The following is a 25,519-nucleotide window of genomic DNA, read 5'->3' as shown; positions in this document are numbered from 1 at the left end:
CGACCGCTGAAGCCGCTTCAGCTCTTTTAAAAAAGAGTTGACTACTTACTACGTTATATTCGAAAAAGAAAAAACCGCTCGAATATTTAGCATTTCCAGTCGCCGGAACTGACTTGCGGCATACCTCATCAAGCAAAAAAACAGCCTTTCGCCGATGAGTCTTCTTGCCAACATTCGATTCAGTAACGCAGCCTGAATCATAGCGAGGAACCGGATAAACTATTGATGGAAATTGAGAGGTCGTTCTGAATTAAATTTCGAGCATCAGGCAAGGCATCCTCATGCCGGACGCGTTCCGCTGAGTCCTTTCGGCATCGGGAAGGTCACGTTTTCCTCCACGCCTGCCAGCGGCCGCACGCTTTTCGCCCCCAGCTCCTTCAAACGGTCGATCACTGCCTGCACCAGCACTTCCGGCGCGGATGCGCCTGCGGTGACGCCGATCCTGTCGCGCCCTTCCAGCCATGCCGGACTGATCTGCGACGCGTTGTCGACCATGTAGGCGGCGGTACCCTTCTTTTCGGCGACCTCGCGCAAGCGATTGGAGTTGGAGCTGTTCGGACTGCCGACCACGACTACCAGGTCCACCTGCGGCGCCATGAACTTGACCGCCTCCTGACGATTCGTCGTGGCGTAGCAGATATCGCCCTTCTTCGGTTCGGCAATGTTCGGGAACCTGCGCTTCAATGCCTCGATGATGCCGGCCGTATCGTCCACCGACAGCGTAGTCTGCGACACGTAGGCCAGCATGTCAGGATTGGTCACCTGCAGCTTCTCGACGTCCGCCACCGTCTCGACCAGATACATGCCTTCCTCGGTCTGCCCCATGGTTCCTTCGACTTCCGGGTGTCCGGCATGGCCGATCATGATGATTTCGCGCCCTTCGCGGCGCATCTTGGACACTTCGATATGAACCTTGGTCACCAGCGGGCAGGTGGCGTCGAACACGCGCAAGCCGCGCGCGGCGGCTTCGATCTCGACCGACTTGGGCACGCCATGGGCGGAAAAGATGACCGTATTGCCTGCGGGGACCGCATCCAGTTCTTCGATGAAGATGGCGCCCTTGCGGCGCAGATCGTCGACTACATAGGCGTTGTGCACAATCTCATGGCGCACGTAAATTGGCGCGCCGAACTCCGCCAGCGCCCGCTCCACGATCTCGATGGCGCGGTCCACGCCGGCGCAAAAGCCGCGCGGTTGCGCGAGCAATACTTCCTTATCCATTGTCGAATCCTTCCCGCTATGCTGCCGGCAGAGAACCTGCCGTCACAGTATGCCGATAATCTTCACTTCGAATTTCACCGTTTGCCCGGCCAACGGGTGATTGAAGTCGAATAGCGCGCTGTCGTCATCGATGGCGCGCAGCACACCGGCAAAACGTCCGCCGCTGGGCGCAGAAAATTCGATCAGGTCGCCGATCACATATTCGTCGCCGCCAGCCGAATTCTCGTCGAGCGTGGCGCGCGACACGCGCTGGATCAGGTCGGGATTGCGCGGACCGTACGCCTGCTCGGGCGCCAGCTCGAAGGTCTGGTGTGAGCCTTCGGGCAAGCCGAGCAGGCAGACTTCCAGAAATGGCGCCAGCTGCCCAGTACCGAGCTGCAGCGTCGCGGGATTATCGTTGAAGGTGGTAACGATATCGTTGCCGTCCGCCGCAGCGAGGCGATAGTGCAAGGTCAGATAAGCGGCTTCGGTGACGACGGGGACGGTGGCGTTTGACATGACATCTCTCAATTGCGAGGTAACCCGTTATTGTAAGCGAGCACACGGAAAATCCGGTTGCTTTTCGGCCTGATCGCTGCCGCTAGGAATATCGGATTGAATACCGATCAATGAGAAGCGATTGAAAGTTAAATTTAATGCAACTTCTGCATATAATTGCCAGCCATATTTATTATTATTTTTGCAACTACTATGGCAATTATCGATTGGCCGGAAGATCAACGTCCGCGCGAACGGCTGATCAGGCATGGCCCGCACGTACTATCGGACGCAGAACTGCTCGCCGTTTTCCTGCGCGTTGGCGTCAGCGGCAAGAGCGCGGTCGATCTCGGGCGCGACATGATCGGGCATTTCGGCTCGCTCAATCGCCTGTTCACCGCGAAACTGCCGGAATTCTCCGTCATCAATGGCTTGGGTCCGGCAAAATATGCGCAGTTGCAGGCGGTCCTGGAGTTGGCGCGGCGCTCGCTCTCGGAAGACCTGAAAACCGGCCAAGCCTTGAGTTCACCGCAAGCTGTCACGCAGTATCTGCGACTGCTGCTTGCCAACAAGCCGTATGAATGCTTCGCGGTGTTGTTCCTCGATGTGAAAAACCGCCTGATCGCCTGCGAGGAGTTATTTCGCGGCACGCTCACCCACACCAGCGTCTATCCGCGCGAGGCCGTCAAGGCGGCCTTGTCGCACAATGCGGCGAGCCTCATCCTGGCGCACAATCATCCTTCGGGCACGCCGGAACCGAGCGCCGCCGATCGCACATTGACGCAGGCACTGAAACAGGCGCTCGGGCTGGTGGACATCCGCGTCCTCGATCATTTCGTCGTCGCCGGCCGCCAGGTTTACTCCTTTGCCGAGCATGGCGACATGTGAAATCAACGGCAGCGCAATTGTTAAATTCAAAGAATAAGAAAAGACACAATTGTTTTTCGCAAGTCATTGAAAAATCACATCATTTTATATATACTCTCGTTTTTCCAAATTTTGGATCTTTATAAGGAGTTAACCATGGCACGTGTTTGCCAAGTGACCGGGAAGGGGCCGATGGTCGGCAACAACGTTTCCCATGCTAACAACAAGACCAAGCGTCGCTTTTTGCCCAACCTGCAAAACCGCCGCATCTTCGTTGAATCCGAAAACCGCTGGGTGTCTCTGCGCGTATCCAATGCCGGCCTGCGCGTGATCGACAAGATCGGTATTGACGCGGTGCTCGCCGATATGCGCGCCCGTGGCGAAAAAATCTAAGCGGCACTTATTAGGAAATCATCATGGCAAAATCTAACCGCGACAAAATCAAGCTGGAATCGACCGCCGGTACCGGTCACTTCTACACCACCACGAAGAACAAGCGCACCACGCCGGAAAAATTGTCGATCATGAAGTTCGACCCAAAGGCACGCAAGCACGTGGAATACAAGGAAACCAAGATCAAGTAATTGATCCGGCCGTTTCAGCAAAAAGCCCCGCAATCGCGGGGCTTTTTTGTTTCAACCTCATTGACGCAGCCAATAAAAAAACGCGGCTCGAAAAAATCCGCAACCGCGTTTTCCATTCAAGCCGCCGGCGCCAGGACAACGCCAGGCCCATGATCAGCCTGCTCAGGCGTAGCTGCGCAAACGCAGCGAGAACTCCTGCAGCGCCTTGATGCCGGACGCCTCGGCGCGCGCACACCAGTCCTGCAGTTGCTGCAGCAATTGTTCGCGGCTCGAGTGCGAACGCTCCCAGATCGCCCCCAGTTCCACCCGCATTTCATGCATGGTCTTGAGCGCCTTGCTGTGCGCAAACAGTTCGCTCAGTTGCTGGCGTTGCGGCGCCTCCAGCTTGCCCGGTTCGCGCTGCAGCAGCTTCTTGGACGATTTCAGGAATTTCGACTCCAGCTTGGCTTTCCCGGCGAGGTGTTCCAGTTCGTCTCGCCAGGCACGCCTTACCGACTTGGCATACTTGGCCATCACGTCGTAGCGGTTGGCGATCACCGATTGCAGCGTATCGACGTCTGCGATCGCCTTCTTGCGGTCGAACTTCGGTGCCGGCGCGACCTTCTTGACCTTGGCCAGTCCCAGCAATTCCATGACGCGGATATAGAACCAGCCGATATCGAACTCATACCACTTGGATGACAGCTTGGCGGAAGTGCCGAAGGTGTGGTGGTTGTTGTGCAATTCCTCGCCGCCGATGATGATGCCGATTGGGAAAATGTTGGTCGAGGCGTCGGTGCAGTCGTAATTGCGGTATCCCCAGAAGTGGCCGATGCCGTTGATAATGCCGGCCGCGCTAATCGGGATCCACAGCATTTGCACCGCCCATACGGTCAGCCCGAGCGCGCCGAACAGCAACACGTCGATGATCAGCATCAGGCCGACGCCTTGCCAGCTGTATTTGCTGTACAGATGATGCTCGAGCCAGTCGTCCGGCGTGCCGTGACCGTATTTCTCTATCGTTTCGCGGTTTTTCGATTCGGCGCGATAGAGTTCGGCGCCTTCCAGCAAAACCTTCTTGATACCGCGCGTGACGGGGCTGTGCGGGTCTTCCTCGGTTTCGCACTTGGCGTGGTGCTTGCGGTGAATCGCAGCCCATTCCTTGGTTACCATGCCCGTGGTGAGCCACAGCCAGAAGCGGAAGAAATGGCTTGGAATCGCGTGCAGGTCGAGCGCGCGGTGGGCCTGGCAACGATGCAGGAAAATCGTCACGCTGGCGATCGTGATATGAGTCAGCACAAGGGTGTACACCAGGATCTGCCAGCCGGTCGCGCCGGACAATCCATTCGCCAGAAAATCAAGAACAGCGTCAAACATGGTATTTATGGTCATTAAAACTCCGGAAAATTGCTGTTATACAACCTGGCCAACTGGTTGCACAGCTTTGCTCGGTGCAGATTGTACGCTTTTTACGCAGCGCTCGCGGCCTGCACGATACGTGCGGCGGCAGTGCCATCGGTGGCATCGAGAATGCGCACTTCGCGCTGAGGATAAGGAACTTCGATTTGGTTTTGCTGAAACAAATTCCAGATCAACCGATTCACATCAGACAGCAAGGCCAGGCGTCCGTTCTCGGGATCGGCAATCCAGAATGCCAGCTCGAGTTCCAGTCCATCCGCTGCGAAAGCCACCAGGAAGGCTTGCGGCGCCGGATCCAGCAATATGCGCGGCATGCCAGATGCCGCCTGTTCCAACAGACGCAGCACCAAGTCCATGTCGGTGCGATAGCCTACCGTCACGCGCGTCGCCAGCCGCATGCGGCGGTCGGTCAGCGAATAGTTCTGGACCACGCCGGACAACAGCATTTCGTTCGGCACCACCGTTTCGATGCCATCCATGCCGCGCAATATCGTGTAGCGCGTATTGATTTGCGTAACTTGGCCGGAGTGCTCGCCGACCTTCACGATATCGCCGATGGCCAGGCTGCGCTCCAACAGGATCACGAAACCGGATACGTAACTGCTGACGATTTTTTGCAGGCCAAGGCCCAGGCCGACGCCAAGCGCGCCGCCGAAAACCGACAGCACCGTCAGGTCGATGCCGACCAAGGACAGGCTCAGCAGCACGGCAAGCAGGATGAATACGGCGCGCCCCATGCGCGCCAGCACCACGCGCAGCGACGAATGCATCGAATTCATGCGCATCAGACGCTCCTCCAGGGATGCGCCAGCCCATAAGGCGATGATGAGCGTCACCAGAACCGAGGCAGCGGCCTGCACGATGGTCATCAGTGACACCTTGTTGCGCCCGACCGGCAGCACTGTCTGCTCCAGGTAGGCGATCAACTCGGGCCACAATCCCGTGATATAGAGCGCGACGCCGCACCAGACCAGCGTGGCGAACACCTTTTCAAACGCCAGCAGGAAGGTACCCGCCTTGCCGCCGCGCGCGAAGATGCGACGCAGGACATAGAACGCCAGGCGAATCAGCGCAAACGAGCCGACCAGCGGAATCGCGACCCTGAGCAGGTTGACATGAAAATGCCATTGCGCGAGGGCCAGCTTGGCGACCGCGATGAACGCCAGCGCCAGCAGGGGTGACAGCACGCGCGTAAAACTTTCCACCCCCAGGCGCATCACGCGCATCTGGACTTCGCGCGACTCGACGCGATTGCGGACCAGGCGTGCCAGCGCCCAGCCGGACACCAGGCATGCCGCAAGGGCGGCGATTTGCCATAACAGGCTGGGGTCGCGCAGGTCGGACCAAAAATCGGATAAGAGGCTGGAGAGTGGGTTCGGATTCATTTCTGATATGGAGTCGCTTCCTGTCGATGCCGCTCCCAGTTCGCCGCGTAACGCCCCGCAAGCGCCGGGTTTTTCCGAATGATCAGGATATTTTCCGCGTTCTTGTGCTGCGCGGTCCAGGTGAAATTGAAGCTGCCGGTAACGACGGTCGCCTCCGGCGTATCCGCGTCGATCACGATGACCTTGTTATGCGCGTTCTGATACCGCGTTTCGAGCCACACCGGGATCCCGCAGGCGGCCAGTTCGGAAGCTGCGGACGCCCCGGTTTTGGCGAGCTGCTGCGCGTCGAGCATCACGCGCACGTCGAGGCCGCGCCGACAAGCTTCGACCAGCGTAGCGGCAATGGCCTTGCTGGTCAACAGATAGGCTTGCACCAGCACCTGCCGGCGCGCGTCGCGGATGGTTTCAGTGACCAGCTCCTCGACGTTATCCCAGGGAGCGAACGCGGCCTGCAGCGTTCCATGCGCGGCAATCGGTGCGTCGGCAGCATGCGCGCCGAGCGCGGCCGACAACGCCAACGCACCGAACACGGCACGCGAGCGTACGATCATTTCTTGCGTTCGAAAACCGCGGCAAAAAAACCATCAGTACGATGCACCTGCGGCGACAGCTTCAGATAGTCCTGCATGTCGAGCGTGATCTTTTGCTCCTGCAGCACATCCTTCATCGGCACCAGGGCAAAGTCCGGATGCGACGCGATGAACTGCGTCGCAATGGCTTCGTTTTCTTCATCGAGCAGGCTGCATGTCGCATAGACCAGCCGCCCGCCTGGCTTCACCAGTCGCGCGGCGCTGGCGAGGATCGACGTCTGCTTGCCGTTCAGTTCGCAGACCGACTCCGGTGTCTGGCGCCATTTCATGTCTGGATTGCGGCGCAAGGTACCCAGGCCGCTGCAAGGCGCATCGACCAGCACGCGGTCAATCTTGCCCGCCAGGCGCTTGATCTTGGCATCGTTTTCGTGGGCAATCACGACCGGATGCACGTTTGATAGACCGCTGCGCGCCAGGCGCGGCTTGAGCTTGGACAGACGCTTTTCCGACACGTCGAAGGCGTACAGGCGGCCGGTGTTGCGCATTGCTGCGCCAAGCGCAAGCGTCTTGCCCCCCGCGCCGGCACAAAAATCCGCCACCATCTCACCGCGCTTAGCCGCGACGATTTGCGCCAGCAGCTGGCTGCCCTCGTCCTGCACCTCGATCGCGCCCTCCTTAAACAAGGGAAGGTTTTGCAGCGCCGGCTTCTTCCTGAGGCGTATGCCCAGCGGCGCGTACGGCGTCGGCTCGCATTCGATAGGCGCTTTCGCCAGTTCGGCCAGCACGTCATCGCGCTTGGCCTTCAATGCATTGACGCGCAAGTCGAGCGGCGCCGGCTGGTTCAGCGCGGCCGCCAGCTGCATGGTCGCGTCTTCGCCGTCACGCGCCACCAGCTTGTCGAACAGCCATGGCGGAAGATTGGCGCGCAGCGCGGCCGGCAACGCAGTGCGATCGATCTGCGCGATGCGGCGCAGCCATTCGCCCTCTTCCGGCGAAATACCGCCGAGCGCGTCGATGCCGACCACGTCGGCAAGTCCCAGCAGGGCCAGGCGGCGCATCGCCGGGCCATGGCCGGATTCGGAAAAGCTGGCATAGGCGAGCTTGTTGCGCAGTACGGCGTACACGCCTTCGGCAACGGCATGGCGCTCGCGCGTACCTAGTTTTGGATGTTCGCGAAAATAGCGCGACAAAATAGCGTCGGCCGGGCCGGTGAAGCGCAATACTTCGCGCAGCACTTCTTCGGCATGGCTGACGACTGCGGGATGCAATCTCATTGAAATCTTTCGTTAAGCGGGTACTTCTTCTTGCACGCGCACCAGCCCGTTGTCGATGGCAAGCCGCCCTTCGACAAACCAGCGTACCGCGCGCGGGTAAATGAGGTGTTCCTGAACCAGCACGCGCTCGGCCAGCGTGTCTTCGGTGTCGCCGGGATGGACCGCGACGGCCGCCTGTGCCACGATGGGGCCATGGTCGAGCTCGGCGGTGACGAAGTGCACGGTCGCGCCGTGCACCTTGACTCCGGCGGCCAACGCCTGGCTGTGCGTGGCCAGGCCGGGGAAGCTGGGCAGCAGCGACGGATGGATATTGAGCATGCGGCCGGTGTAATGCTCCACGAAAGCCGGCGTCAGAATGCGCATGAAACCGGCCAGCACCACGAGGTCCGGCGCAAAACGGTCGATCTGCTCCTGCAATGCCGCGTCGAACGCTTCGCGCGACAGCCCCTTGCTGACGACGACCGCAGTTGGAATGCCGTTTTCCGCGGCAAACGCCAAGCCCTCGGCGTCTGCGCGATTGCTGATGACGGCGGCAATACGGCACGGCCATTGCTCGGATCGCGCCGCACGCACGATTGCCTGCATGTTGCTGCCGCGTCCGGAAATCAGGATGACGATATTTTTCATGGCGCGCATTTTACCGCACTGCGGAAATAAAAAAGCCGACCATCGGGTCGGCTTCCGGCTCCGCCGATATCGCTCCGTCTACTGGAAAGAATAGAAAACCCGGAACGCCACCTTCTTTTCAGCCCAGAACTCGGCGGCGTCGCGGAATACGTCCAGCAGGGTTTCGCGCGCCTCCTTGTCGAATTTCGGCGTATTGGGCAATTGTTCGATCACCACCAGAAATCCGGGCTGCGGCCCTGCCTTGTAAGGAAGATCGGTCAGGCAATCGCTCAGCGCGTCGAAGTTCTTGCCGAAATGCTTGGGAAAATGAAAAGCGTTGGCGATGCAAGCAAGCACCTGCTGCTTGGTCGTTGCATCCGCACAATACGCATACAGAAAGTGTTGGCCGAGGCGGGCGGCTTCTTCCTGCAGGTCGGTGACCCGGAACGCACGGATGGACTGCACCACATTGGGTGGCACGGTTTTAAACAAGCTCATGTCTTCCTCGGCTCGTACGATGTGCATAGAAGAAGGTTCAGTGTGGAATGACTCGAATCGCATTGCTTACTCTCTGATGCGCCTGAAAGTCGCATAGTGGTCGTCGGTGTAGTAATACTCCCCCGACGAGGCTGGCTCTCCTCCGCTGATGATGCGGCGTGCGCCGCGGTTGCGGGCGCCAGGAGTCTTCACCGTAAATTCGTGATAATACCCGCGCTTCCGTTTCGGCAAAACCCCTTCATAGTTGCCGAAAACGACACCGTCCTTGGCATAGGGAAAAGGGCCGCCCTGCTTGATCAGCGCGAGCGTTTGCCTTGCCTCTTTGGGCAACTCCTGGGCATCAATGCTTCCCAGAGGTGCTACTTCCCTTGCAAAAACAGTTATTGAAAGCAATAACGTCGCAAGGACCAATATCCAGTTTCTAAGAAACTTAGCGTTCATCGTCGAGTGCCTACCCGATTAATTGCAAGATCAACAAGATCGATGCTCGTAATACCGTAGAGTAACTTGTTGTGATAAGCGAATCAACTCAATTTGTGGTAAGAAATTCTCTAGATTGCAATATTGGAAATAACCTTGCCAGCTTTTTACTTTCTTGTTTCATTGGTCATGCTGCTCATTATTTTGCCCATGCTTTTTGACATGAAGTGTGAATCATTTTGCATGATTGCCTCCGAACGCTCCGCCATTACAAATTGTTTCAAAACTTACTTGCCTTTGAATAATTGCCAGTAGCCGCTTCCCGCTGCAATGGCGTTTAATGTACAAGAGGACATTAAGGAGAACGTCATGCAACACCTCTTCAGAATTTCAGTTACCAAGCTTATTGCGGCCATTGCGCTAGTCGCGCCGCTGACCTTTGCACATGCCCATGGCGACGTCAGCTGGTCGGTCAGCGTGGGATCGCCGGCACCTGTGTATGCACCTCCGCCGGCCGTCTATGTCCAGCCGCAGCCCGTCTATGTACGTCCGCAGCCGGTGTATGTCCGTCCGGCGACGATTGTCGAGTACAGCCAGCCCTATTACGTTGAGGAAGTACGCTATCGGAAACACGGGCACGGGCAGGGCCACTGGAAGCATCACCACCACGATTGAAGGACCAGTCCGCCGCTCCTGCCGGGAGCGGCGATCTCCGCCTCCCATCCTTTCCGACAGCGCGCCTCAACCGGTCCTGATCACGCCTTCCAGCGGCAACGCGCCGCTTTGCGTCATTCCAAAGAAATTGAGCACATCGATGCGGCGCTCCAGCGCATCGGCCTGCCCGAGCCGGATCAATTCGCCGGTATAGCTCGCCTCGAACAGCAGGTAGGATGCCAGTGCGCCGCCCCGTTCGTCCGTCGCGCCGATTGCACCGAGCAAAGCGCGGATCGGGCGTGGCAGGCTATGTACGTGGCGCACGGCAATCTCGTCGAGTCGCTCCGACGGAGCAATGATGAGCATATCGATCGGACGCAAAGGCGTTCTCGCCCTTTGTTCCTCGGTCAGGACCGAAAGCGTCAGGTTGATGCGACTCATCCGTTCGATGTCGACAGCCAGGCTGTCCAGGAAGATGCTGGACATGGCATGGCCCGCGATCTGCGCCAGGGTCGGGTATTGAGCCGACGTCGCAATGTCGCGCGGCTGTTCGATCAGCCGCCCCGCGCCGATCACCAGCACCTTTTCGGCACCGAGATGGATCGCCGGTGAAATCGGCGCCAGCTGGCGCATCGAGCCGTCGCCGAAATATTCGCGCCGGCCGTTGCAAAAGATCGGCATGGCCGGAAAGATCAGCGGGATGGCGGACGAGGCCAGCAGGTGCTCGACGCCAATCTGGCTGCGCAGCGCAATGCGCTGCGAGCGCACCCACGGCGCGATGTCCGCCTCGGTCTGGAAGAACGTGATGTGCTGGCCGGCGGTATAGGACGACGCCGACACCGCCAGCGCATGCAGCGCGCCGTCGAGCAGCGCCGCATCCAGCCGCGGGAAATTGAGCATCCGGTTCAAGAGCGTCACCAGCGGCGTATTGTCCAGCAGCGCGTTGGGCGATGTCGCCCTCCATCTGCGCAACACCCAGCCGAACGACAGCAGCGACAGCCACTTGGCGCCGGACCGGATCACGCCCAGCGAATCGGCGCGGTAGACCTGGTCCGCGCTGAAATTCTCCCAGACGTGCAGGACCCTGTGCAATCCTTCCTCGAAGTTGTCGGCATGGCATGCCAGCGCCGTGGCATTGATGGCGCCGGCAGAAGTGCCGCAGATGATGTCGTAGGGATTGCGTTCGGGCCGCCATCCTGCCTCGCCCAGTATCGTGGATATGCCCTGCAGGACACCGACCTGATAAGCGGCGCGCGCGCCGCCTCCCGTCAACACCAACCCGGTTTTTTTCTTGTCTCCCATACCGGCAGATTAGCAGGGCGGGTCGTATTTGGGGAGACATGCCGCGTTCGCCTCATGCAAAAACAACGCGGCACGATCAGGCCGCTGGCGCGTCAGTCGCCCATGACGCTGCCTTCGCGACGCGGGTCGGCGCCGCCGAACCACATTTCGTCGCCGTGAATGCGCACGCGCATGATGCCCTGCAGGCCCGACGTCTGCTCCATGAGTCGCACGTTGTGCCCCTTCGCTTTCAACTGCTCGACCAGCTTGGGAGACACCCGCCCCTGCTCCAGCTCGGTAGGGCCGTTGCGGCTGCCGAAGTTGGGCAGGTTGATCGCCTGCTGCACGTTCAGGCCCCAGTCCATCGTCGCGACCAGAACCTTGGCAACGTAGTTGATGATCGCCGAACCGCCGGGCGAACCGGTCGACAGCACCAGCTCGCCGCTGCCCTTCTCGAACACCAGCGTCGGCGCCATCGAACTGCGCGGCCGCTTGTTGGGCTGGACGCGGTTGGCGACCGGGCCATGCGCGTCCTTCGCGTCGAACGAAAAATCGGTTAGCTGATTATTCAGCAGGAATCCATCCACCATCTGCCGCGAGCCGAACGCATCTTCGATGGTCGTCGTCATCGAAATTGCGTTTCCCCTGGCATCGACGATCGAAATATGCGATGTGCTAGGCAGTTCGGGCGAGGTATCCGCTCCCCGGGCAACATCGATCGCGAGAGGCATGCCAGCCTGAGCCTGCCCCATCGACTGGTCAGTGATCAGCGCCGCCCGCTCGACGAGATACTTCTTGTCGAGCAGCGGCTTGACGCCATTGCCCGGCAAGGGCACGAAGTCGGTGTCGGCCACATAACGGGCGCGGTCGGCATAGGCGAGACGTCCGGCTTCCGAAAACAGGTGCACCGCCTGGGCATCCAGCTGCCCATCCTTCGGCGCGAGCGAACGCATGTCCTTCGTCTCCAGCATGCCCAGCATCTGGGCAATCGCGATCCCGCCGGAAGACGGCGGCGGCATGCCGCATACCGTCCATGTCCTGTAATCGGCACAGACCGGCTCGCGCACCTTGGCCTGGTACGCGGCGATGTCGGCCGCGGAGAGCAAGCCGGGGTTGGTTGGATGATTGCGTACCTTCGCTTCGATGTCGCGCGCGATCGGCCCCTTGTAGAATGGGTCGGCGCCACCCAATGCAATGTCGCGCAACACCTTGGCCAGCGCTGGATTTTTCAGCACATGCCCGGCCGGCCAGGGATTGCCATCCTTGTCGTAAAAATAGGCCGCCGCTACCGCATCCTTTTTCAGGTGCTGCTCGCTTTTCAACAAAGTCGCAAGACGCGGACTGACCGGAAAGCCCTCCTCCGCCAGCCTGATCGCCGGCGCGAACAGCGATGCCCAGGGCAGTTTTCCATACTGCCTGTGCGCCAATTCAAGCATGCGCAGCACGCCCGGCGCACCGACCGATCGGCCGCCGACAACGCCGTCATAAAACGGCATCGCCTTGCCTTGCGGTGTCTGGAACAGCTTGTCGGTGGCGGCGGCTGGCGCGGTTTCACGGCCGTCGAAAGCCTTGATGGACTTGTCGCCTTGCGCGGCCCGATCGAAATAAAGCATGAATGCGCCGCCGCCGATGCCGGAGGATTGTGGTTCGACCAGCGTCAAGACCATCTGCACCGCGATTGCCGCGTCGACGGCGGAGCCGCCCACGCGCAGTACCTGATAGCCCGCGTCGGTGGCAAGCGGATTGGCAGTCGCCACCATGAATTTGCGCGCCGTCCAGCCGGCTTTTTCGGCATAGCCGGAGGCGCCTTCCGGGGCTTGCATGCCGGGCATCGGTACTACCTGCCGAGATACCGGGCCGGTTGCACAACCGGCGAGCAGGGCCAGGACGAGCGCAAGAGAACTGATTCTGGTCTTGTTCATGGGAATTGCTAGCGCGTGAATGGATCAGGCTAGTCTAGCCCGGGCAAAAACAGCTGTCATTGCAGGTCTTCGCAAAAGCCCGCCCCATTCGGCCCGGGCTTGCGTTGCCTCATTGCCGGAAATGAGGCCGGGGCGGCTAGCGCCCCAGGCAGCGGCATTATTTCGGCTGCATGCGAATGGCGCCGTCCAGACGAATCGTTTCGCCGTTGAGCATCACGTTTTCGATAATGGACTTGGCCAGGTGAGCGTACTCGGCCGCTTTGCCGAGACGAGGGGGGAACGGCACCATGCGTCCAAGCGCATCCTGCACTTCCTGCGGCATGCCCAGCAGCATGGGCGTCTCGAAGATACCGGGGGCAATCGTCATAACGCGAATGCCGTTGCGCGACAGGTCGCGGGCCATGGGCAATGTCATGCCGACCACCGCCGCCTTCGATGCGCCATAGGCGGCCTGACCGATCTGGCCGTCGTAGGCGGCGACCGATGCGGTATTGATGATCACGCCGCGCTCGCCGTCCGCACTGGCGTCGGTCTTGGACATGGCATCTGCCGCCAGGCGCGCCATGTTGAAGGTGCCGACGAGGTTGACGTTGACGGTGCGCTGAAATACGTCCAGCGGGTGCGGACCATCCTTGCCTACCGTTTTGACGGCCGGCGCGATGCCGGCGCAGTTGACCAGGCCGCGCAGAGTGCCCATCGACGTGGCCGCATCGACCACGGCCTTGGCGTCCGCCTCCGAAGTGACGTCGCACTTGACGAAGCGGCCTTTCAGCTCGGTGGCGAGCTTTTCACCCGCTTCCACCTGTACGTCGGCGATCACGACCTTGCCGCCGTTGTCGACAATCATCCGCGCCGTTGCTGCGCCCAAGCCGGATGCACCGCCGGTAACGATGAATACGTTGTTTCCAATTTGCATTTTTTCCTCTCTGTGGAATGTGGGTGGCGAAGAGTGCCACCAAGAATTACGTTTACGTAAACGTAAATTTTTGGCCATTTTAGCGAATTTGCAGCAAAAGACAAAAGGCAGCCGAAGCTGCCTTTTGCCGGGACGAATGCGCTTATTGTTTCGTCGCAGCCTGATCTGCGGCTGGCGCGGTCGTCGTCGTGGCAGCCGCCGGGGCCGTCACCGCAGCCGGCACCGCAGCATGCGGAATGGACATCTGCACGCCAACCGAAGGCAGCAGCGGAACCAGCAGCAACGCGACGATATTGATGATCTTGATCAGCGGATTGACGGCAGGACCGGCCGTATCTTTGTACGGGTCGCCGACCGTGTCACCGGTTACCGCCGCCTTGTGGGCTTCGGACCCCTTGCCGCCGTGGTTGCCGTCTTCAATGTATTTCTTGGCGTTATCCCATGCGCCGCCACCGGTGGTCATCGAAATCGCGACGAACAGGCCGGTGACGATCGTTCCCATCAGCAAGCCGCCGAGTGCGGCCGGCCCGAGCACCAGCCCTACCAGGATCGGCACCGCGACCGGCAGGAGCGAAGGCACGATCATTTCCCTGATCGCGGAAGCCGTCAGCATATCGACCGCGCGGTCGTACTGCGGCTTGCCGCTGCCATCCATGATGCCCTTGATCTCGCGGAACTGGCGGCGCACTTCGATGACCACCGCGCCGGCCGCGCGCCCCACCGCTTCCATCGCCATGGCGCCGAACAGGTAGGGAATCAGGCCGCCGATGAACAGGCCGACGATCACCATCGGATTGGACAAGTCGAACGAGGTGCTCTTGCCGACCGAATCGAGCGCATGCGTATAGTCCGCAAACAGCACCAGCGCGGCCAGGCCGGCCGAGCCGATCGCATAGCCCTTGGTCACAGCCTTGGTGGTGTTGCCCACAGCATCGAGCGGATCGGTGATCGCGCGCACCGAGGCCGGCAGATCCGACATCTCGGCGATGCCGCCGGCGTTGTCGGTGATCGGGCCGTAGGCATCGAGCGCGACGATGATGCCGGCCATAGACAGCATCGAGGTTGCGGCGATTGCCACGCCATACAGTCCGGCCAGCCAGTACGTGGTCAGGATGGCGATGCATACCGCCAGCACCGGGTAAGCGGTGGCCTTCATCGATACGCCCAGACCGGCGATGATGTTGGTGCCGTGGCCGGTGGTGGACGCTTCGGCGATATGGCGCACCGGCTTGAATTCGGTGCCGGTGTAATACTCGGTAATGTAGACCATGAGACCGGTCAGGACGATGCCGGCCACTGCCGAGCCCATCATCGGCATGCGCATTGCCTCGGGCATCAAGGTCCAGGTCACGATCGCGAAGCCGATCAGCGACAGGCCCGCCGCCCACCACAGGCCGGTGTAGAGCGCGAACATGATTTTTTTGCCGGGCCGGGCCTTGACCATCGAGCAGCCGACGATCGATGCCAGGATCGACACCCCGCCCAGCAGCAGCGGATACAGGATGGCCTGGGTCTCCGCCCCGGTGACCACCAGCGCGCCGAGCAACATTGTCGCAATCAGCGTCACCACGTAGGTTTCGAAAAGGTCGGCCGCCATGCCGGCACAGTCGCCGACGTTGTCGCCGACGTTGTCGGCGATCACCGCCGGGTTGCGCGGGTCGTCTTCGGGAATGCCTGCTTCGACCTTGCCGACCAGGTCCGCGCCGACGTCGGCGCCCTTGGTGAAGATGCCGCCGCCCAAGCGCGCGAAGATCGAGATCAGCGATGCGCCGAAGCCCAGCCCGATGAGCGGCTTGATGACGTCATGCGCCGAGGCGCCGGCTGCGGCCGCGGATGAACTGAGCCCCCAGTAGAACAGTGTCACGCCCAGCAGGCCAAGTCCGACCACCAGCATGCCTGTGATCGCACCGCCCTTGAAAGCGACGTTCAGGGCGTCGTTCATGCCCTTGGTCGCGGCCTGAGCAGTGCGCACGTTGGCACGCACCGAGACATTCATGCCGATAAAGCCGCAGGCGCCCGACAACAGCGCTCCGAGCAGGAATCCCAGCGCCGTCTTGAGGCCGAGGCCGGGGATGAGGGCGATGACAATGAACAGGACGACGCCGACAATGCCGATGGTGCGGTACTGTCGTGCAAGATAGGCGGCCGCGCCTTGCTGGATGGCTGCGGCGATTTCCTGCATGCGTGCATTGCCCGCGTCCTGGTTCAAGATCCAGCTGCGCGATATCAGCCCGTAGATGACGGCAATGACGCCGCATGCCACGGCAAACCACAAGCCTGTTGCCATATTCTTACCTCCATTGTTGTTCACGTCTAAGTTGGAACACGGTCCGGAGGACGGCGGAGGCATCTGCCTTCACTTGCGACCGGCCGGCATTGCCGTCGTCGTCCTGCGGGCGCTGCGTACTGCAAAAACTCTTCCGTTCTTCTTTATTGGAGTCGGATTGGGCCGCTCGCTGTCTGAGCTGGATCAAGCCCGGCCATGGCAAAAAAAAGCGGACACTAGGTCCGCTTTTTTTATTCCGCCAATGCCGCGAAGGCTTTGTCCCGGATTTCCTCGACCGGCCCCACGCCTGCAATCTTGCGATATTTCGGCGCGCCGGGCTGTCCCGACTGCGCCCACTTGTTGTAGTAACCGACCAGCACTTCGGTCTGTTCGTGATACACCTTCAGGCGCTTTTTCACCGTTTCTTCCTGGTCGTCGTCGCGCTGGATCAGTTCTTCGCCGGTGACGTCGTCACGGCCGGCAACCTTCGGCGGGTTGAATTTCACGTGATAGGTGCGGCCCGACGGCTGGTGCACGCGGCGGCCGCTCATGCGCTCGATGATCGCCTCGTCCGGCACGTCGATTTCCAGCACGTAGTCGATCGCCACGCCGGCTTCCTTCATCGCATCGGCTTGCGGAATGGTGCGCGGAAAACCGTCGAACAAGTAGCCATTGGCGCAATCCGGTTGCTTCAGGCGGTCCTTCACCAGGCCGATGATGATGTCGTCGGAAACCAAGCCGCCCGCATCCATTACCTTTTTCGCTTCGATGCCCAGCGGGGTACCAGCCTTGACAGCAGCACGAAGCATATCGCCGGTAGAGATCTGCGGAATGTTGAACTTTTCCTTGATGAAATTCGCCTGCGTGCCCTTACCGGCACCTGGCGCTCCTAGAAGGATGAGGCGCATGAGATTTTCCTAAACGAGTTTTAAATTCGGTCGTGGTGATGGGTGTGTTTCACCCCAAGACATGCTTTTTATCACACAAACATTGCATGAAACTTACCACAGAATTCTGCCAAACCGGCACTTCGGAATTGTTTTCTTCTAATTTTCTTGACCAAAGTGCAGCCGCACCCGCGCCAGGTCTTCGGGGGTATCGACACCGGCTGCCGGCGCGTTTTCCGTCACGTGTACCGCAATCGGAAAGCCGTGCCAGAGCACCCGTAATTGTTCCAGAGCCTCGATCTGCTCCAGTGGCGATTGCGCAAGCCGGGGATAAGCCTGCAGGAATGTATTGCCGTATGCGTAAAGCCCGATATGGCGCAACGGCCAATAATCGGGGGGAAGCGTTTCCTTCGTGCGAGCGAAGGCATCGCGATGCCAGGGAATGGTGGCACGCGAAAAATAAAGCGCCCTGCCCGTCTTGTCCAGCACCACCTTGACCACGTTCGGGTTGAAGACGTCAGCCACGTCGGCGATCGGATGAGCAGCGGTGGCCATCGGCACGCGCGCATTGATCAGGGCCGCGGTGGCGGAAATCAGCGCCGGATCGATCAGCGGCTCGTCACCCTGCACATTCACGATTACCGCATCATCCGGCAGCTTCAGCGCGGCGGCGACTTCGGCGATGCGGTCGGTGCCGGAGGGATGATCAGAGCGGGTCATGCATACCGTTACCGCGTGCCGCTCGCAGGCGGCGACAATGTCTGCATGGTCGGTGGCCACCACGACCCGTGCAGCGCCGGATTGCGCGGCCCGCTCCGCGACGCGCACGACCATCGGCTTGCCGCCCAGGTCGGCCAAGGGCTTGTTGGGCAGGCGCGTCGACGCCAGGCGGGCGGGAATGATAACGGTAAATGACATGGGAATGGCGCCAGCGCGGTCGGTGCCGTTCAGCTGGCCGAGGGCGCGGTCGACGCGGGTGCGTTCAGGTCGCGTGCCTGGTCGGCCCACATGATCGGAATGCCGTCACGGATCGGGAATGCGAGCTTGTCCGGCTTGCAAATCAGCTCCTGCGCGTTTTTATTGTATTCAAGCGGTCCCTTGCAAATCGGGCAGACCAGGATATCAAGCAGTCGGGCGTCCACGAACTTTCTCCACAATGCGTTCAGCCAGCGCACCATCCAGGCGCGCCGTTACAGGTACGACCCACAGGCGCGGGTCGTTTCTCAGCGTATCAAGTTGCATACATTTTACTGCATCCTTCTCCGTGACCAGAATGATATCGGCCGGAATTTGGGCAAAAGGATTTTCGGAAAAAGCGAAATGATCCGGCAGCGGCATTTCCGCGATGTCGAGCCCCGCGTTGCGCAGCATCGCAAAAAAGCGTGCCGGATTGCCGATTCCCGCTGCCGCCACGATGCGCGGCTGACTCACGCCGGCCATGGCGGGCAGTTCCTGCAGCGCTACCGTTTGCGAAGGCGCACTCAGTCGCTGCGCCTGGTCTCCTGCCAGTTGCATGCGAAACACCGGCTGCTGCAATCCGGCAGGTTGATGTTCGCCGTTGACGATCGTGAAATCACGTCGGCGCGATGCCGGTTCCCGCAGCGGCCCGGCCGGCAACGTCCAGCCGTTGCCGTTTCCGCGCTCGTCGCACAGGACGATTTCCACGTCGCGCTGCAACGCATAATGCTGCAAGCCATCGTCGGAGACGATCAGGTTGACTTCCGGATGTCGCGCAAGCAGGGTCTGCGCCGCCGCAACGCGGTTGCGGCCGACTACGACCGGACAGCGGGCGCGATGCGCGATCAGGAGCGGTTCGTCGCCGACTGTCGCAGGCGACGACTGCGCATCGACTTCTTGCAAGTTGTCGTGATGCGCTCCGTATCCGCGCGAAATTACTCCAGGAACGTAGCCAGCACGCCGCAGTTGCTGCACCAGCCAGATGGTGAAAGGCGTCTTGCCGGTACCGCCGACAAAAATGTTTCCGACCACAATGATCGGCACCGGCATGCGCGTGGAACGTGCCATGCCCAGCCTGTACGCGGTACGACGCGCGGCGGACATTACCCGAAAAACTAGGGAAAGCGGAAACAGCGCGCATGCCAGCCAGCCGCGCCGCATCCAGGCGCGCATCAGGACAGACTCGACTGTGGAGCGTTGCAGGGGCAAACGGAGGTCCCGCCAAAGGGTGCAAAGGGTGAGACGGGTACCGCCCGCCGCGGCATGAAAGCGGCGGGCAAGCCGCATTCATGTGTCGTTTATTCTTGTTACGCATGCACAATGGCATGCGCCGGCATGATCGCCTATTTCGCGCCGCTGGCCTGAGCGGCGAACGTGACCTTGTCGAAGCCGGCCAGGCGCGCCGCTTCCAGCACATTGATGACCGACTGGTGAGCAGCGGTGGCATCGGCATTGATCACGATGACCGGGTCCTTGCCTGCCTGTCCCCGGGCGTTTGCTGTGCGTTTCAGTTCGTCGGCCAGGCCGGCGGCATCGTGCGCGCCGATTTGCGTATTGTCGATCGCGTAACGGCCCTGGGCATCTACGCCGACATTGATTTCGGCCGGCTGTTCGATCGCCTTTTCGGCATCCGCGGTCGGCAGCGTGATTTGCAGCGCCGTGAATTTACTGTAGGTGGTCGTGACCATCAGGAAGATCAGGATCACCAGCAACACGTCGATGAACGGAATCAGGTTGATTTCCGGATCCTCGCGGCCTTTGCCTTTACGGAAGTCCATTGCAGCGCCTTATTTGCGGTTGCCGTGCACGGTATCGACGAACTTCACCGCCTGCTGTTCCATGTCGACGATGAAGCTGTCGACCAGCGCGCGGAAGTGGCGGTAGAACACCAGGGCAGGCATGGCGATCGCCAGGCCGAAACCGGTGTTGTAGAGCGCCACCGAAATGCCGTGCGCGAGCTGGGCCGGGTTGGTGCCTGTGGCGCTTTGCGAGCCGAAGATCTCGATCATGCCAACCACGGTGCCGAACAGGCCCATGAGCGGGGCGAGCGTGGCGATGGTGCCGAGCGTGGTCAGGAAGCGCTCCAGTTCGTGCGCGGTGCCGCGCCCGGCTTCCTCGATCGACTCCTTCATCGCGTCGCGCGGCGCGTTCACGTTGCGCAGCCCGGCGGCGAGCACGCGGCCCAGCGGCGAGTTCTGTTCCAGCTTGGAAATGACTTCGTTGGTAATCTTGCCGTTGTGGTAAACCCGGATCACTTCGTCGAGCAGGTTGGGCGGCAAGATGCGACGGCGGCGCAGGTACAATAGGCGTTCGATGATCAGTGCCAGTGCGACTACGGATGCAATCAGCAACAGCCAGATCGGCCAGCCGGCGGCTTGGATAATGGCGAGCAAAACAGGCTCCTCGGTTCAAATTCGGATGGATGCAGAATGTAACTTGTTGGGCCTTTGTGAGCAAGCGTCGCGACACGAGAATGCCGGCAAAAAAGTTCTTCACATATCCTGTGGATAACTTTGTGGGCAAAACATGTTGTCATAGGCAAAGTATTTGATTCAAAAGGTTTTTTCCTTGCTGCACAGAAATACATCAAATTCCACTCCTTTTTTAAAATCAAAGACTTACGACTGCAAAATGTTTTTTGCAACCATATATGACGGCCAGATGACACATTGTCGCGGCTGTGGAAAGGTTTTGCCTTGGATGACCGCATGAATCCTGGCCCCGCACTTGACAATCCGGAAGGCAAGCCTTCGGTGCTGACGGTATCGGCCCTGAACCAGGCGGTGGCGCGCATGCTGGAGCGTAATTTCCCACTGGCCTGGGTGTCCGGCGAAATTTCCAATTTCACGCGCGCCGCCTCCGGGCACTGGTATTTCACGCTCAAGGACGATGGCGCCCAGGTGCGCGCCGTGATGTTCCGGGGCCGCGCGCAATATGCCGATTTTTCACCGAGGGAAGGCGACAAGGTCGAAGTGCGCGCCCTGGTCACGCTGTACGCGCCGCGCGGCGACTACCAGCTCAACGTCGAAGCCATCCGGCGCGCCGGCGTCGGCAACCTGTACGAGGCATTCCTGCGGCTGAAGGAAAAGCTCAATGCCGAAGGATTGTTCGATCCGTCGCGCAAGCGCGAACTGCCGCTGTTTGCCAGGACGATAGGCATCGTCACCAGCCCGCAGGCCGCGGCCCTGCGCGACATCCTTACTACGCTGCGCCGGCGCGCGCCGCACGTACAGGTGATCCTATACCCGACGCCGGTACAGGGCGAAGGCGCGGCGCAAAAGATCGCGCAAGCGATAGATACCGCCTCGGCCCGCGCCGAATGCGACGTGCTGCTGGTGTGCCGCGGCGGCGGCAGCATCGAGGATTTATGGTCGTTCAACGAGGAAGCGGTGGCGCGCGCGATTGCTGCCTGCGCCATGCCGGTGGTTTCCGGCGTGGGCCATGAAACCGATTTCACCATCGCCGACTTCGCCGCCGACCTGCGCGCGCCGACGCCTACGGCGGCAGCCGAAATGGCTGCATTGCCGCGCGCCGACTGGCTGGCGACGCTGGAGGCGCACGCGGACGACCTGACGCGGGCGATGCGGCGCCAGCTGGCCGACAGCGCGCAGTCGCTCGACTGGTTCTCGCGCCGCCTGGTCAGCCCGTCGTCCTACATCGGCCGCGAACGGTTGAAGCTGCAAGCCTTGCAGGCCCGGCTGGGCCACGCAGCGCGCGCGCCTTTCGAACGTTCGCGCTTCGCGCTGGCGCACCTGCGCACCCGCCTGGCGGCGCAGCTGCCGGATACCGCGATGCCGCGCGCGCGCATCAAGGACCATGCGCGCTGCCTGGCCGCCACGATGAACATGCAGCTTGGGCAGCACCGGCAGGCGCTCGACGCCTTGCAGGCGCAACTGGAACTGCTCAATCCGCAGCGCACGCTGGAACGCGGCTATGCGATGGTGCTCGACGCCAAGGGCAGGATCGTGCGCAGCCCGAAGGATTTGCATCCGCGCCAGGCGGTCACAATGCGGCTGGCCGACGGCTCGGCGGAGGTAGGCATTGCCAGCGTGCAGCCGGCGCTTGAATAAGGTTTCTCTCGATTTCAGGCTCGGAAAGTTCCGGTACTCGCTTGGCGATGCGTCAAATGCCGGCTTCAAGCAGCCGATTCGCATCCGACATACAATTGATATCTTACAAAAACGACAGCAACCCAAGAAATAGAAAGGAAGAGCACCATGGAACATACCCTCCCTCCCCTGCCGTATGCGAAGGACGCGCTGCAGCCGCACATGTCTCAGGAAACCCTTGAGTATCACTACGGCAAGCACCATCAGACCTACGTCACCAACCTGAACAACCTGATCAAGGGCACCGAATTCGAAAACGCGTCCCTGGAAGACATCGTCAAGAAGTCGTCCGGCGGCCTGTTCAACAATTCTGCCCAGGTGTGGAACCACACCTTCTTCTGGAACTGCCTCAAGCCGAACGGCGGTGGCGCGCCGACCGGTGCGATGGCCGATGCGATCAACCAGAAATGGGGTTCGTTCGACAAGTTCAAGGAAGAATTCACCAAGTCCGCAGTGGGCAACTTCGGCTCCGGCTGGACCTGGCTGGTCAAGAAGGCCGACGGTTCGGTGGACATCGTGAACACCTCGAACGCCGCTACGCCGCTGACCAGCGCCGACAAGGCGCTGCTGACCTGCGACGTATGGGAGCACGCGTACTACATCGACTACCGCAATGCCCGTCCGAAGTTCCTGGAAGCGTTCTGGAACCTCGTGAACTGGGATTTCGTGGCCAAGAACTTCGCCTGATCGACATACGTCCTTGGAATACATCCGGCAATTGCCGGAAAGCCGAGGCAAAAAATCCCCGCCCGACGAAAATCGGGCGGGGATTTCTTTTTTATCGGATAAGCGGCGCAGCGCCGAAAAAAGAGGCGCGGCCGATAGACCGGCGCCGTCAGCTGCGCAGCCACCCCTTCATGCGGGCGGTATGGATGAACGCCCTGGCGCCCTCGGCGATCTCGTTGTCCGAGCCGGGGAAAGCCGCCTGAAGGTCGGCCACAATGGTTGCCACGCTGGTCTGGCCATCGCAGCGCTTCAGGATTTCGCCGGCCGACGGATTCAGCTTGATCAGCCCTTCCGGGTACAGCAGGATGTAGGCATCTTGGCTGTCTTCCCAGCGGAACACGAAATGCGGTGCTAACCGAGGACGGGCTTCCTCGCGGGTATCGGTGTGTGACGTCGTCATGATGGTATGGGCGCCGGGCGCAAGCGCAATGGCTCGCCGCCCGGACTGCCGCTCAATGCGCGTAATTAACGCACGTAGACATAGGCGGTCACCTCGAAGCCGAGGCGGATTTCGCAGTAGGCGGGGGTTTCCCAGATCATTGCAAGTCTCCTTGAATTATGAAGCGGCGACATGCCGCTCCTTGGTTGATTATCTGTTTGGCGCGCGCGCCGCTCCAGCGCGATTTCGCCAAAAGCGGCTCATGAAAATCATGATGGAGCCGCGCCGCGTTCCATCGGCGCATAACGCCCCCACCCGCCGATTTGCACATCGGCATAGGCAAGCATCATCGCGTCGAGCATCGTCCACAGGATGTCGAGCTTGAACTGCAGGATGTCCAGCGCGCGCTCCTGCAGTTCGCGCGTATTGAAATGGCCAAGGGTGATGCGCAGGCCGTTGACCACATCGCGCGGCGCCTCGCTCAGGCGCCGCCGGAAGTAGTCGTAGCCTTCCGGCTCGATCCACGGGTAATGCCGCGGCCAGAAGTCGAGGCGGGATTGGTGGATGGCCGGCGCGAACAGCTCGGTGAGCGAGGCCGCGGCCGCTTCCTGCCATGGCCGCTGGCGTGCGAAATTGACGTAGGCATCCACCGCGAAGCGCACGCCAGGCAGCACCCGCTCTTGCGACACGGCTTGCTCGCGCGGCAGCCCCACCGCCTCGCCGAGGCGCAGCCAGGCTTCGATGCCGCCCTCGTCGCCGTCGCAACCGTCGTGATCCAGAATGCGCTGCACCCAATGGCGGCGCACTTCGCGCTCGGGGCAGTTGGCAAGGATGGCGGCGTCCTTGATCGGGATATTGATCTGGTAGTAATAGCGATTGGCCACCCAGCCCTGGATCTGTTCCCGGCTGAGCTGGCCGCGATGCATCATCAGCTGGAACGGATGGTGGATGTGGTAGCGCTCGCCCATGGCGCGCAGCCGCGCCTCGAATTCCTCGCCGCTCCATGGCCGGCTCTCGATCATGTTCATGGTTCGTCTCCCGTTTCGATCAGCATGCCATCCCACGCCACCTCGATGCCGGCTCGCGCCAGCTCGGCGCGCTGCGCGGAATCCTCATCCAGGATCGGGTTGGTATTGTTAATGTGGATCAGGATCTTGCGCGGCTTTTCAAAGCGCGACAGCAGCGCGATCATGCCGCCTGCCCCGCTCTGCGGAAGATGCCCGATGGCGCGCGCGGTATGGCCGGACAGGCCGAGCTGGATCATCTCGTCATCGGTCCAGAAGGTGCCGTCGAGCAGGACGCAGTCGGCCTCGGCGAGATAAGGCTCCAGGTGCGGCTCCATGGCGCCGAAGCCGGGAGCGTAGAAAATCTTTTTCCCGCTCGCGAGTTCCTCGATCAGCACGCCGATGTTATCGCCCGGCTGCGCATGGTGACGATGCGGCGAATACGGAGGCGCCTTGCTTGTCAGCGGCACCGGCGTGAAGCGCACGCCGCCGAGCGCGGGAATGGCGAACGCCGTCGGCGGCTCCGCCCGCAGCGGCTGCCAGCGCACCGTGCAGAAGTGCGACAGCACATTGAAGATGGGGTTGCCGGAAACGAGGTCTTCCCGTACCTGCGGCGTGCACCACACATCGAGCGGCTTGCCTTCCCTGAGCATGAACAGGCCCGTGGTGTGGTCGATCTGGGCATCCATCAGCACCACCGCAGCGATGCCGGTGTCGCGCAGCCCCCTGCCCGGCTGCAGGCAGGCGTTGGCGCGGAGCTGGGCGTGGATGTCGGGCGAGGCATTGAACAGCGCCCAGTCGCTGCCGTTGACGCTGACGGCAATCGACGATTGGGTGCGCGGGCGCGCCCGCACATGTCCTTGCCGCACGCCGTCGCAGTTGCGGCAGTTGCAATTCCATTGCGGGAAGCCGCCGCCGGCGGCCGATCCGAGTACGAGTAGTTTCATGGGCCCAGTATGCAAGCGGCCGGAAATGCGCCGCATGCATGGATTTGCGAAATCGCCGTCATGGATTTCTGGAGCCGCTCCGCTCGACGCCCGTTGTTCCATGTTGGTACACCCTGCTCGATTCTTGAACAGGTCAAGCTACCCGCAGCCGGCAGGCGCGCCGCCGGCGGCATGGCTCGGAACTTGCCTTGGCCAACTGACCGTGGGCCGT

29 protein-coding genes are annotated in these 25,519 nt (G+C 60.9%); 6 read left to right on the top strand and 23 right to left on the bottom strand.

Features of this window, described 5'->3' with window-relative positions; translation table 11 throughout:
- Positions 1 to 279 precede the first annotated feature (279 nt).
- Positions 280 to 1,221: a 4-hydroxy-3-methylbut-2-enyl diphosphate reductase gene (gene ispH, locus FAY22_RS02855; protein WP_146328827.1), complete on the bottom strand. Its 942-nt coding sequence runs from the start codon at positions 1,219 to 1,221 to the stop codon at positions 280 to 282.
- Positions 1,222 to 1,263: 42 nt separating this feature from the next.
- On the bottom strand, positions 1,264 to 1,719 hold the full coding sequence (locus tag FAY22_RS02850) for a peptidylprolyl isomerase (protein WP_146328826.1): 456 nt from the start codon (positions 1,717 to 1,719) through the stop codon (positions 1,264 to 1,266).
- Positions 1,720 to 1,911: 192 nt separating this feature from the next.
- Between FAY22_RS02850 and radC the strand changes: the two genes are divergently transcribed.
- The 3 genes from radC (at position 1,912) to rpmG (ending at position 3,149) form a co-directional block, all read left to right on the top strand.
- Entirely contained in the window at positions 1,912 to 2,586 is a 675-nt protein-coding gene (gene radC / locus FAY22_RS02845; protein WP_146328825.1) for a DNA repair protein RadC, read from the top strand.
- A gap of 135 nt (positions 2,587 to 2,721) precedes the next feature.
- Complete coding sequence (gene rpmB / locus FAY22_RS02840; protein ID WP_026075705.1) at positions 2,722 to 2,958, top strand: 50S ribosomal protein L28; 237 nt, start codon at positions 2,722 to 2,724, stop codon at positions 2,956 to 2,958.
- Positions 2,959 to 2,981: 23 nt separating this feature from the next.
- On the top strand, positions 2,982 to 3,149 hold the full coding sequence (gene rpmG, locus FAY22_RS02835) for a 50S ribosomal protein L33 (RefSeq protein ID WP_146328824.1): 168 nt from the start codon (positions 2,982 to 2,984) through the stop codon (positions 3,147 to 3,149).
- A 162-nt stretch (positions 3,150 to 3,311) separates the two neighbouring features.
- Here the strand turns inward: rpmG and FAY22_RS02830 are convergent, their stop codons facing one another.
- The 7 genes from FAY22_RS02830 to FAY22_RS02800 form a co-directional block, all read right to left on the bottom strand.
- Positions 3,312 to 4,505, bottom strand: a complete 1,194-nt coding sequence (locus FAY22_RS02830) for a fatty acid desaturase (protein ID WP_371417408.1) — start codon at positions 4,503 to 4,505, stop codon at positions 3,312 to 3,314.
- A gap of 92 nt (positions 4,506 to 4,597) precedes the next feature.
- Complete coding sequence (locus FAY22_RS02825) at positions 4,598 to 5,932, bottom strand: mechanosensitive ion channel family protein (RefSeq protein WP_146328822.1); 1,335 nt, start codon at positions 5,930 to 5,932, stop codon at positions 4,598 to 4,600.
- Positions 5,929 to 6,483: a phospholipase D family protein gene (locus tag FAY22_RS02820; RefSeq protein ID WP_146328821.1), complete on the bottom strand. Its 555-nt coding sequence runs from the start codon at positions 6,481 to 6,483 to the stop codon at positions 5,929 to 5,931. Before FAY22_RS02820 ends, FAY22_RS02825 begins: the two co-directional genes overlap by 4 nt.
- On the bottom strand, positions 6,480 to 7,736 hold the full coding sequence (locus FAY22_RS02815; RefSeq protein WP_146328820.1) for an RsmB/NOP family class I SAM-dependent RNA methyltransferase: 1,257 nt from the start codon (positions 7,734 to 7,736) through the stop codon (positions 6,480 to 6,482). Before FAY22_RS02815 ends, FAY22_RS02820 begins: the two co-directional genes overlap by 4 nt.
- Before the next feature lie 12 nt (positions 7,737 to 7,748).
- Positions 7,749 to 8,363, bottom strand: coding sequence for a phosphoribosylglycinamide formyltransferase (gene purN / locus FAY22_RS02810; protein ID WP_146328819.1), 615 nt, complete (start codon positions 8,361 to 8,363; stop codon positions 7,749 to 7,751).
- A 78-nt stretch (positions 8,364 to 8,441) separates the two neighbouring features.
- Positions 8,442 to 8,840 carry a barstar family protein gene (locus FAY22_RS02805; protein WP_146328818.1) on the bottom strand — a complete coding sequence of 133 codons (399 nt, stop codon included), beginning with the start codon at positions 8,838 to 8,840 and terminating at the stop codon, positions 8,442 to 8,444.
- A 66-nt stretch (positions 8,841 to 8,906) separates the two neighbouring features.
- Complete coding sequence (locus FAY22_RS02800) at positions 8,907 to 9,281, bottom strand: ribonuclease domain-containing protein (RefSeq protein WP_146328817.1); 375 nt, start codon at positions 9,279 to 9,281, stop codon at positions 8,907 to 8,909.
- Between the two features lie 348 nt (positions 9,282 to 9,629).
- Between FAY22_RS02800 and FAY22_RS02795 the strand changes: the two genes are divergently transcribed.
- A complete protein-coding gene (locus FAY22_RS02795; RefSeq protein WP_246860638.1) occupies positions 9,630 to 9,935 on the top strand; it encodes a hypothetical protein in 306 nt (101 codons plus the stop codon).
- A gap of 66 nt (positions 9,936 to 10,001) precedes the next feature.
- Here FAY22_RS02795 and FAY22_RS02790 read toward each other — a convergent pair whose 3' ends face one another.
- From FAY22_RS02790 to FAY22_RS02745, 10 genes are all read right to left on the bottom strand, one after another.
- Positions 10,002 to 11,216, bottom strand: coding sequence for a patatin-like phospholipase family protein (locus tag FAY22_RS02790; RefSeq protein WP_146328816.1), 1,215 nt, complete (start codon positions 11,214 to 11,216; stop codon positions 10,002 to 10,004).
- Positions 11,217 to 11,308: 92 nt separating this feature from the next.
- On the bottom strand, positions 11,309 to 13,117 hold the full coding sequence (gene ggt, locus FAY22_RS02785; RefSeq protein WP_146328815.1) for a gamma-glutamyltransferase: 1,809 nt from the start codon (positions 13,115 to 13,117) through the stop codon (positions 11,309 to 11,311).
- Positions 13,118 to 13,274: 157 nt separating this feature from the next.
- Positions 13,275 to 14,033: a 3-hydroxyacyl-CoA dehydrogenase gene (locus FAY22_RS02780; RefSeq protein WP_146328814.1), complete on the bottom strand. Its 759-nt coding sequence runs from the start codon at positions 14,031 to 14,033 to the stop codon at positions 13,275 to 13,277.
- Between the two features lie 142 nt (positions 14,034 to 14,175).
- The gene (locus tag FAY22_RS02775; RefSeq protein ID WP_146328813.1) at positions 14,176 to 16,320 is read right to left on the bottom strand and encodes a sodium-translocating pyrophosphatase; all 2,145 of its coding nucleotides are present in this window, start codon (positions 16,318 to 16,320) and stop codon (positions 14,176 to 14,178) included.
- A gap of 230 nt (positions 16,321 to 16,550) precedes the next feature.
- Complete coding sequence (adk, locus tag FAY22_RS02770) at positions 16,551 to 17,207, bottom strand: adenylate kinase (RefSeq protein WP_146328812.1); 657 nt, start codon at positions 17,205 to 17,207, stop codon at positions 16,551 to 16,553.
- A gap of 138 nt (positions 17,208 to 17,345) precedes the next feature.
- The gene (kdsB, locus tag FAY22_RS02765; protein WP_146328811.1) at positions 17,346 to 18,104 is read right to left on the bottom strand and encodes a 3-deoxy-manno-octulosonate cytidylyltransferase; all 759 of its coding nucleotides are present in this window, start codon (positions 18,102 to 18,104) and stop codon (positions 17,346 to 17,348) included.
- Positions 18,105 to 18,133: 29 nt separating this feature from the next.
- Positions 18,134 to 18,328 (bottom strand): Trm112 family protein, encoded by a 195-nt coding sequence (locus tag FAY22_RS02760; protein ID WP_146328810.1) that lies wholly within the window; start codon positions 18,326 to 18,328, stop codon positions 18,134 to 18,136.
- Complete coding sequence (gene lpxK, locus FAY22_RS02755; protein WP_246860791.1) at positions 18,309 to 19,304, bottom strand: tetraacyldisaccharide 4'-kinase; 996 nt, start codon at positions 19,302 to 19,304, stop codon at positions 18,309 to 18,311. Before lpxK ends, FAY22_RS02760 begins: the two co-directional genes overlap by 20 nt.
- A gap of 182 nt (positions 19,305 to 19,486) precedes the next feature.
- On the bottom strand, positions 19,487 to 19,921 hold the full coding sequence (locus FAY22_RS02750) for a biopolymer transporter ExbD (RefSeq protein WP_146328808.1): 435 nt from the start codon (positions 19,919 to 19,921) through the stop codon (positions 19,487 to 19,489).
- Between the two features lie 9 nt (positions 19,922 to 19,930).
- A complete protein-coding gene (locus FAY22_RS02745) occupies positions 19,931 to 20,536 on the bottom strand; it encodes a MotA/TolQ/ExbB proton channel family protein (protein ID WP_146328807.1) in 606 nt (201 codons plus the stop codon).
- 315 nt (positions 20,537 to 20,851) lie between these two features.
- On the opposite strand from FAY22_RS02745, the gene xseA reads away from it, so the two are divergent.
- Positions 20,852 to 22,213, top strand: a complete 1,362-nt coding sequence (gene xseA / locus FAY22_RS02740; RefSeq protein ID WP_146328806.1) for an exodeoxyribonuclease VII large subunit — start codon at positions 20,852 to 20,854, stop codon at positions 22,211 to 22,213.
- A 147-nt stretch (positions 22,214 to 22,360) separates the two neighbouring features.
- Positions 22,361 to 22,939, top strand: a complete 579-nt coding sequence (gene sodB / locus FAY22_RS02735; RefSeq protein WP_146328805.1) for a superoxide dismutase [Fe] — start codon at positions 22,361 to 22,363, stop codon at positions 22,937 to 22,939.
- A 148-nt stretch (positions 22,940 to 23,087) separates the two neighbouring features.
- Here sodB and pqqD read toward each other — a convergent pair whose 3' ends face one another.
- From pqqD to pqqB, 4 genes are all read right to left on the bottom strand, one after another.
- Complete coding sequence (gene pqqD / locus FAY22_RS02730) at positions 23,088 to 23,378, bottom strand: pyrroloquinoline quinone biosynthesis peptide chaperone PqqD (protein WP_146328804.1); 291 nt, start codon at positions 23,376 to 23,378, stop codon at positions 23,088 to 23,090.
- 65 nt (positions 23,379 to 23,443) lie between these two features.
- The gene (gene pqqA, locus FAY22_RS02725) at positions 23,444 to 23,551 is read right to left on the bottom strand and encodes a pyrroloquinoline quinone precursor peptide PqqA (RefSeq protein WP_210411884.1); all 108 of its coding nucleotides are present in this window, start codon (positions 23,549 to 23,551) and stop codon (positions 23,444 to 23,446) included.
- A gap of 75 nt (positions 23,552 to 23,626) precedes the next feature.
- Positions 23,627 to 24,385 carry a pyrroloquinoline-quinone synthase PqqC gene (pqqC, locus tag FAY22_RS02720; RefSeq protein WP_371417342.1) on the bottom strand — a complete coding sequence of 253 codons (759 nt, stop codon included), beginning with the start codon at positions 24,383 to 24,385 and terminating at the stop codon, positions 23,627 to 23,629.
- Complete coding sequence (pqqB, locus tag FAY22_RS02715) at positions 24,382 to 25,308, bottom strand: pyrroloquinoline quinone biosynthesis protein PqqB (RefSeq protein ID WP_146328803.1); 927 nt, start codon at positions 25,306 to 25,308, stop codon at positions 24,382 to 24,384. The genes pqqC and pqqB overlap by 4 nt, the downstream gene beginning before the upstream one ends.
- Positions 25,309 to 25,519 lie beyond the last annotated feature (211 nt).

It is taken from the genome of Noviherbaspirillum sp. UKPF54 (assembly GCF_007874125.1).
Classification (GTDB): Bacteria; Pseudomonadota; Gammaproteobacteria; order Burkholderiales; family Burkholderiaceae_D; genus Noviherbaspirillum.
The sequence above is the reverse complement of the archived record's forward strand: the minus strand, read 5'-3'. Positions and strand labels throughout refer to the sequence as shown.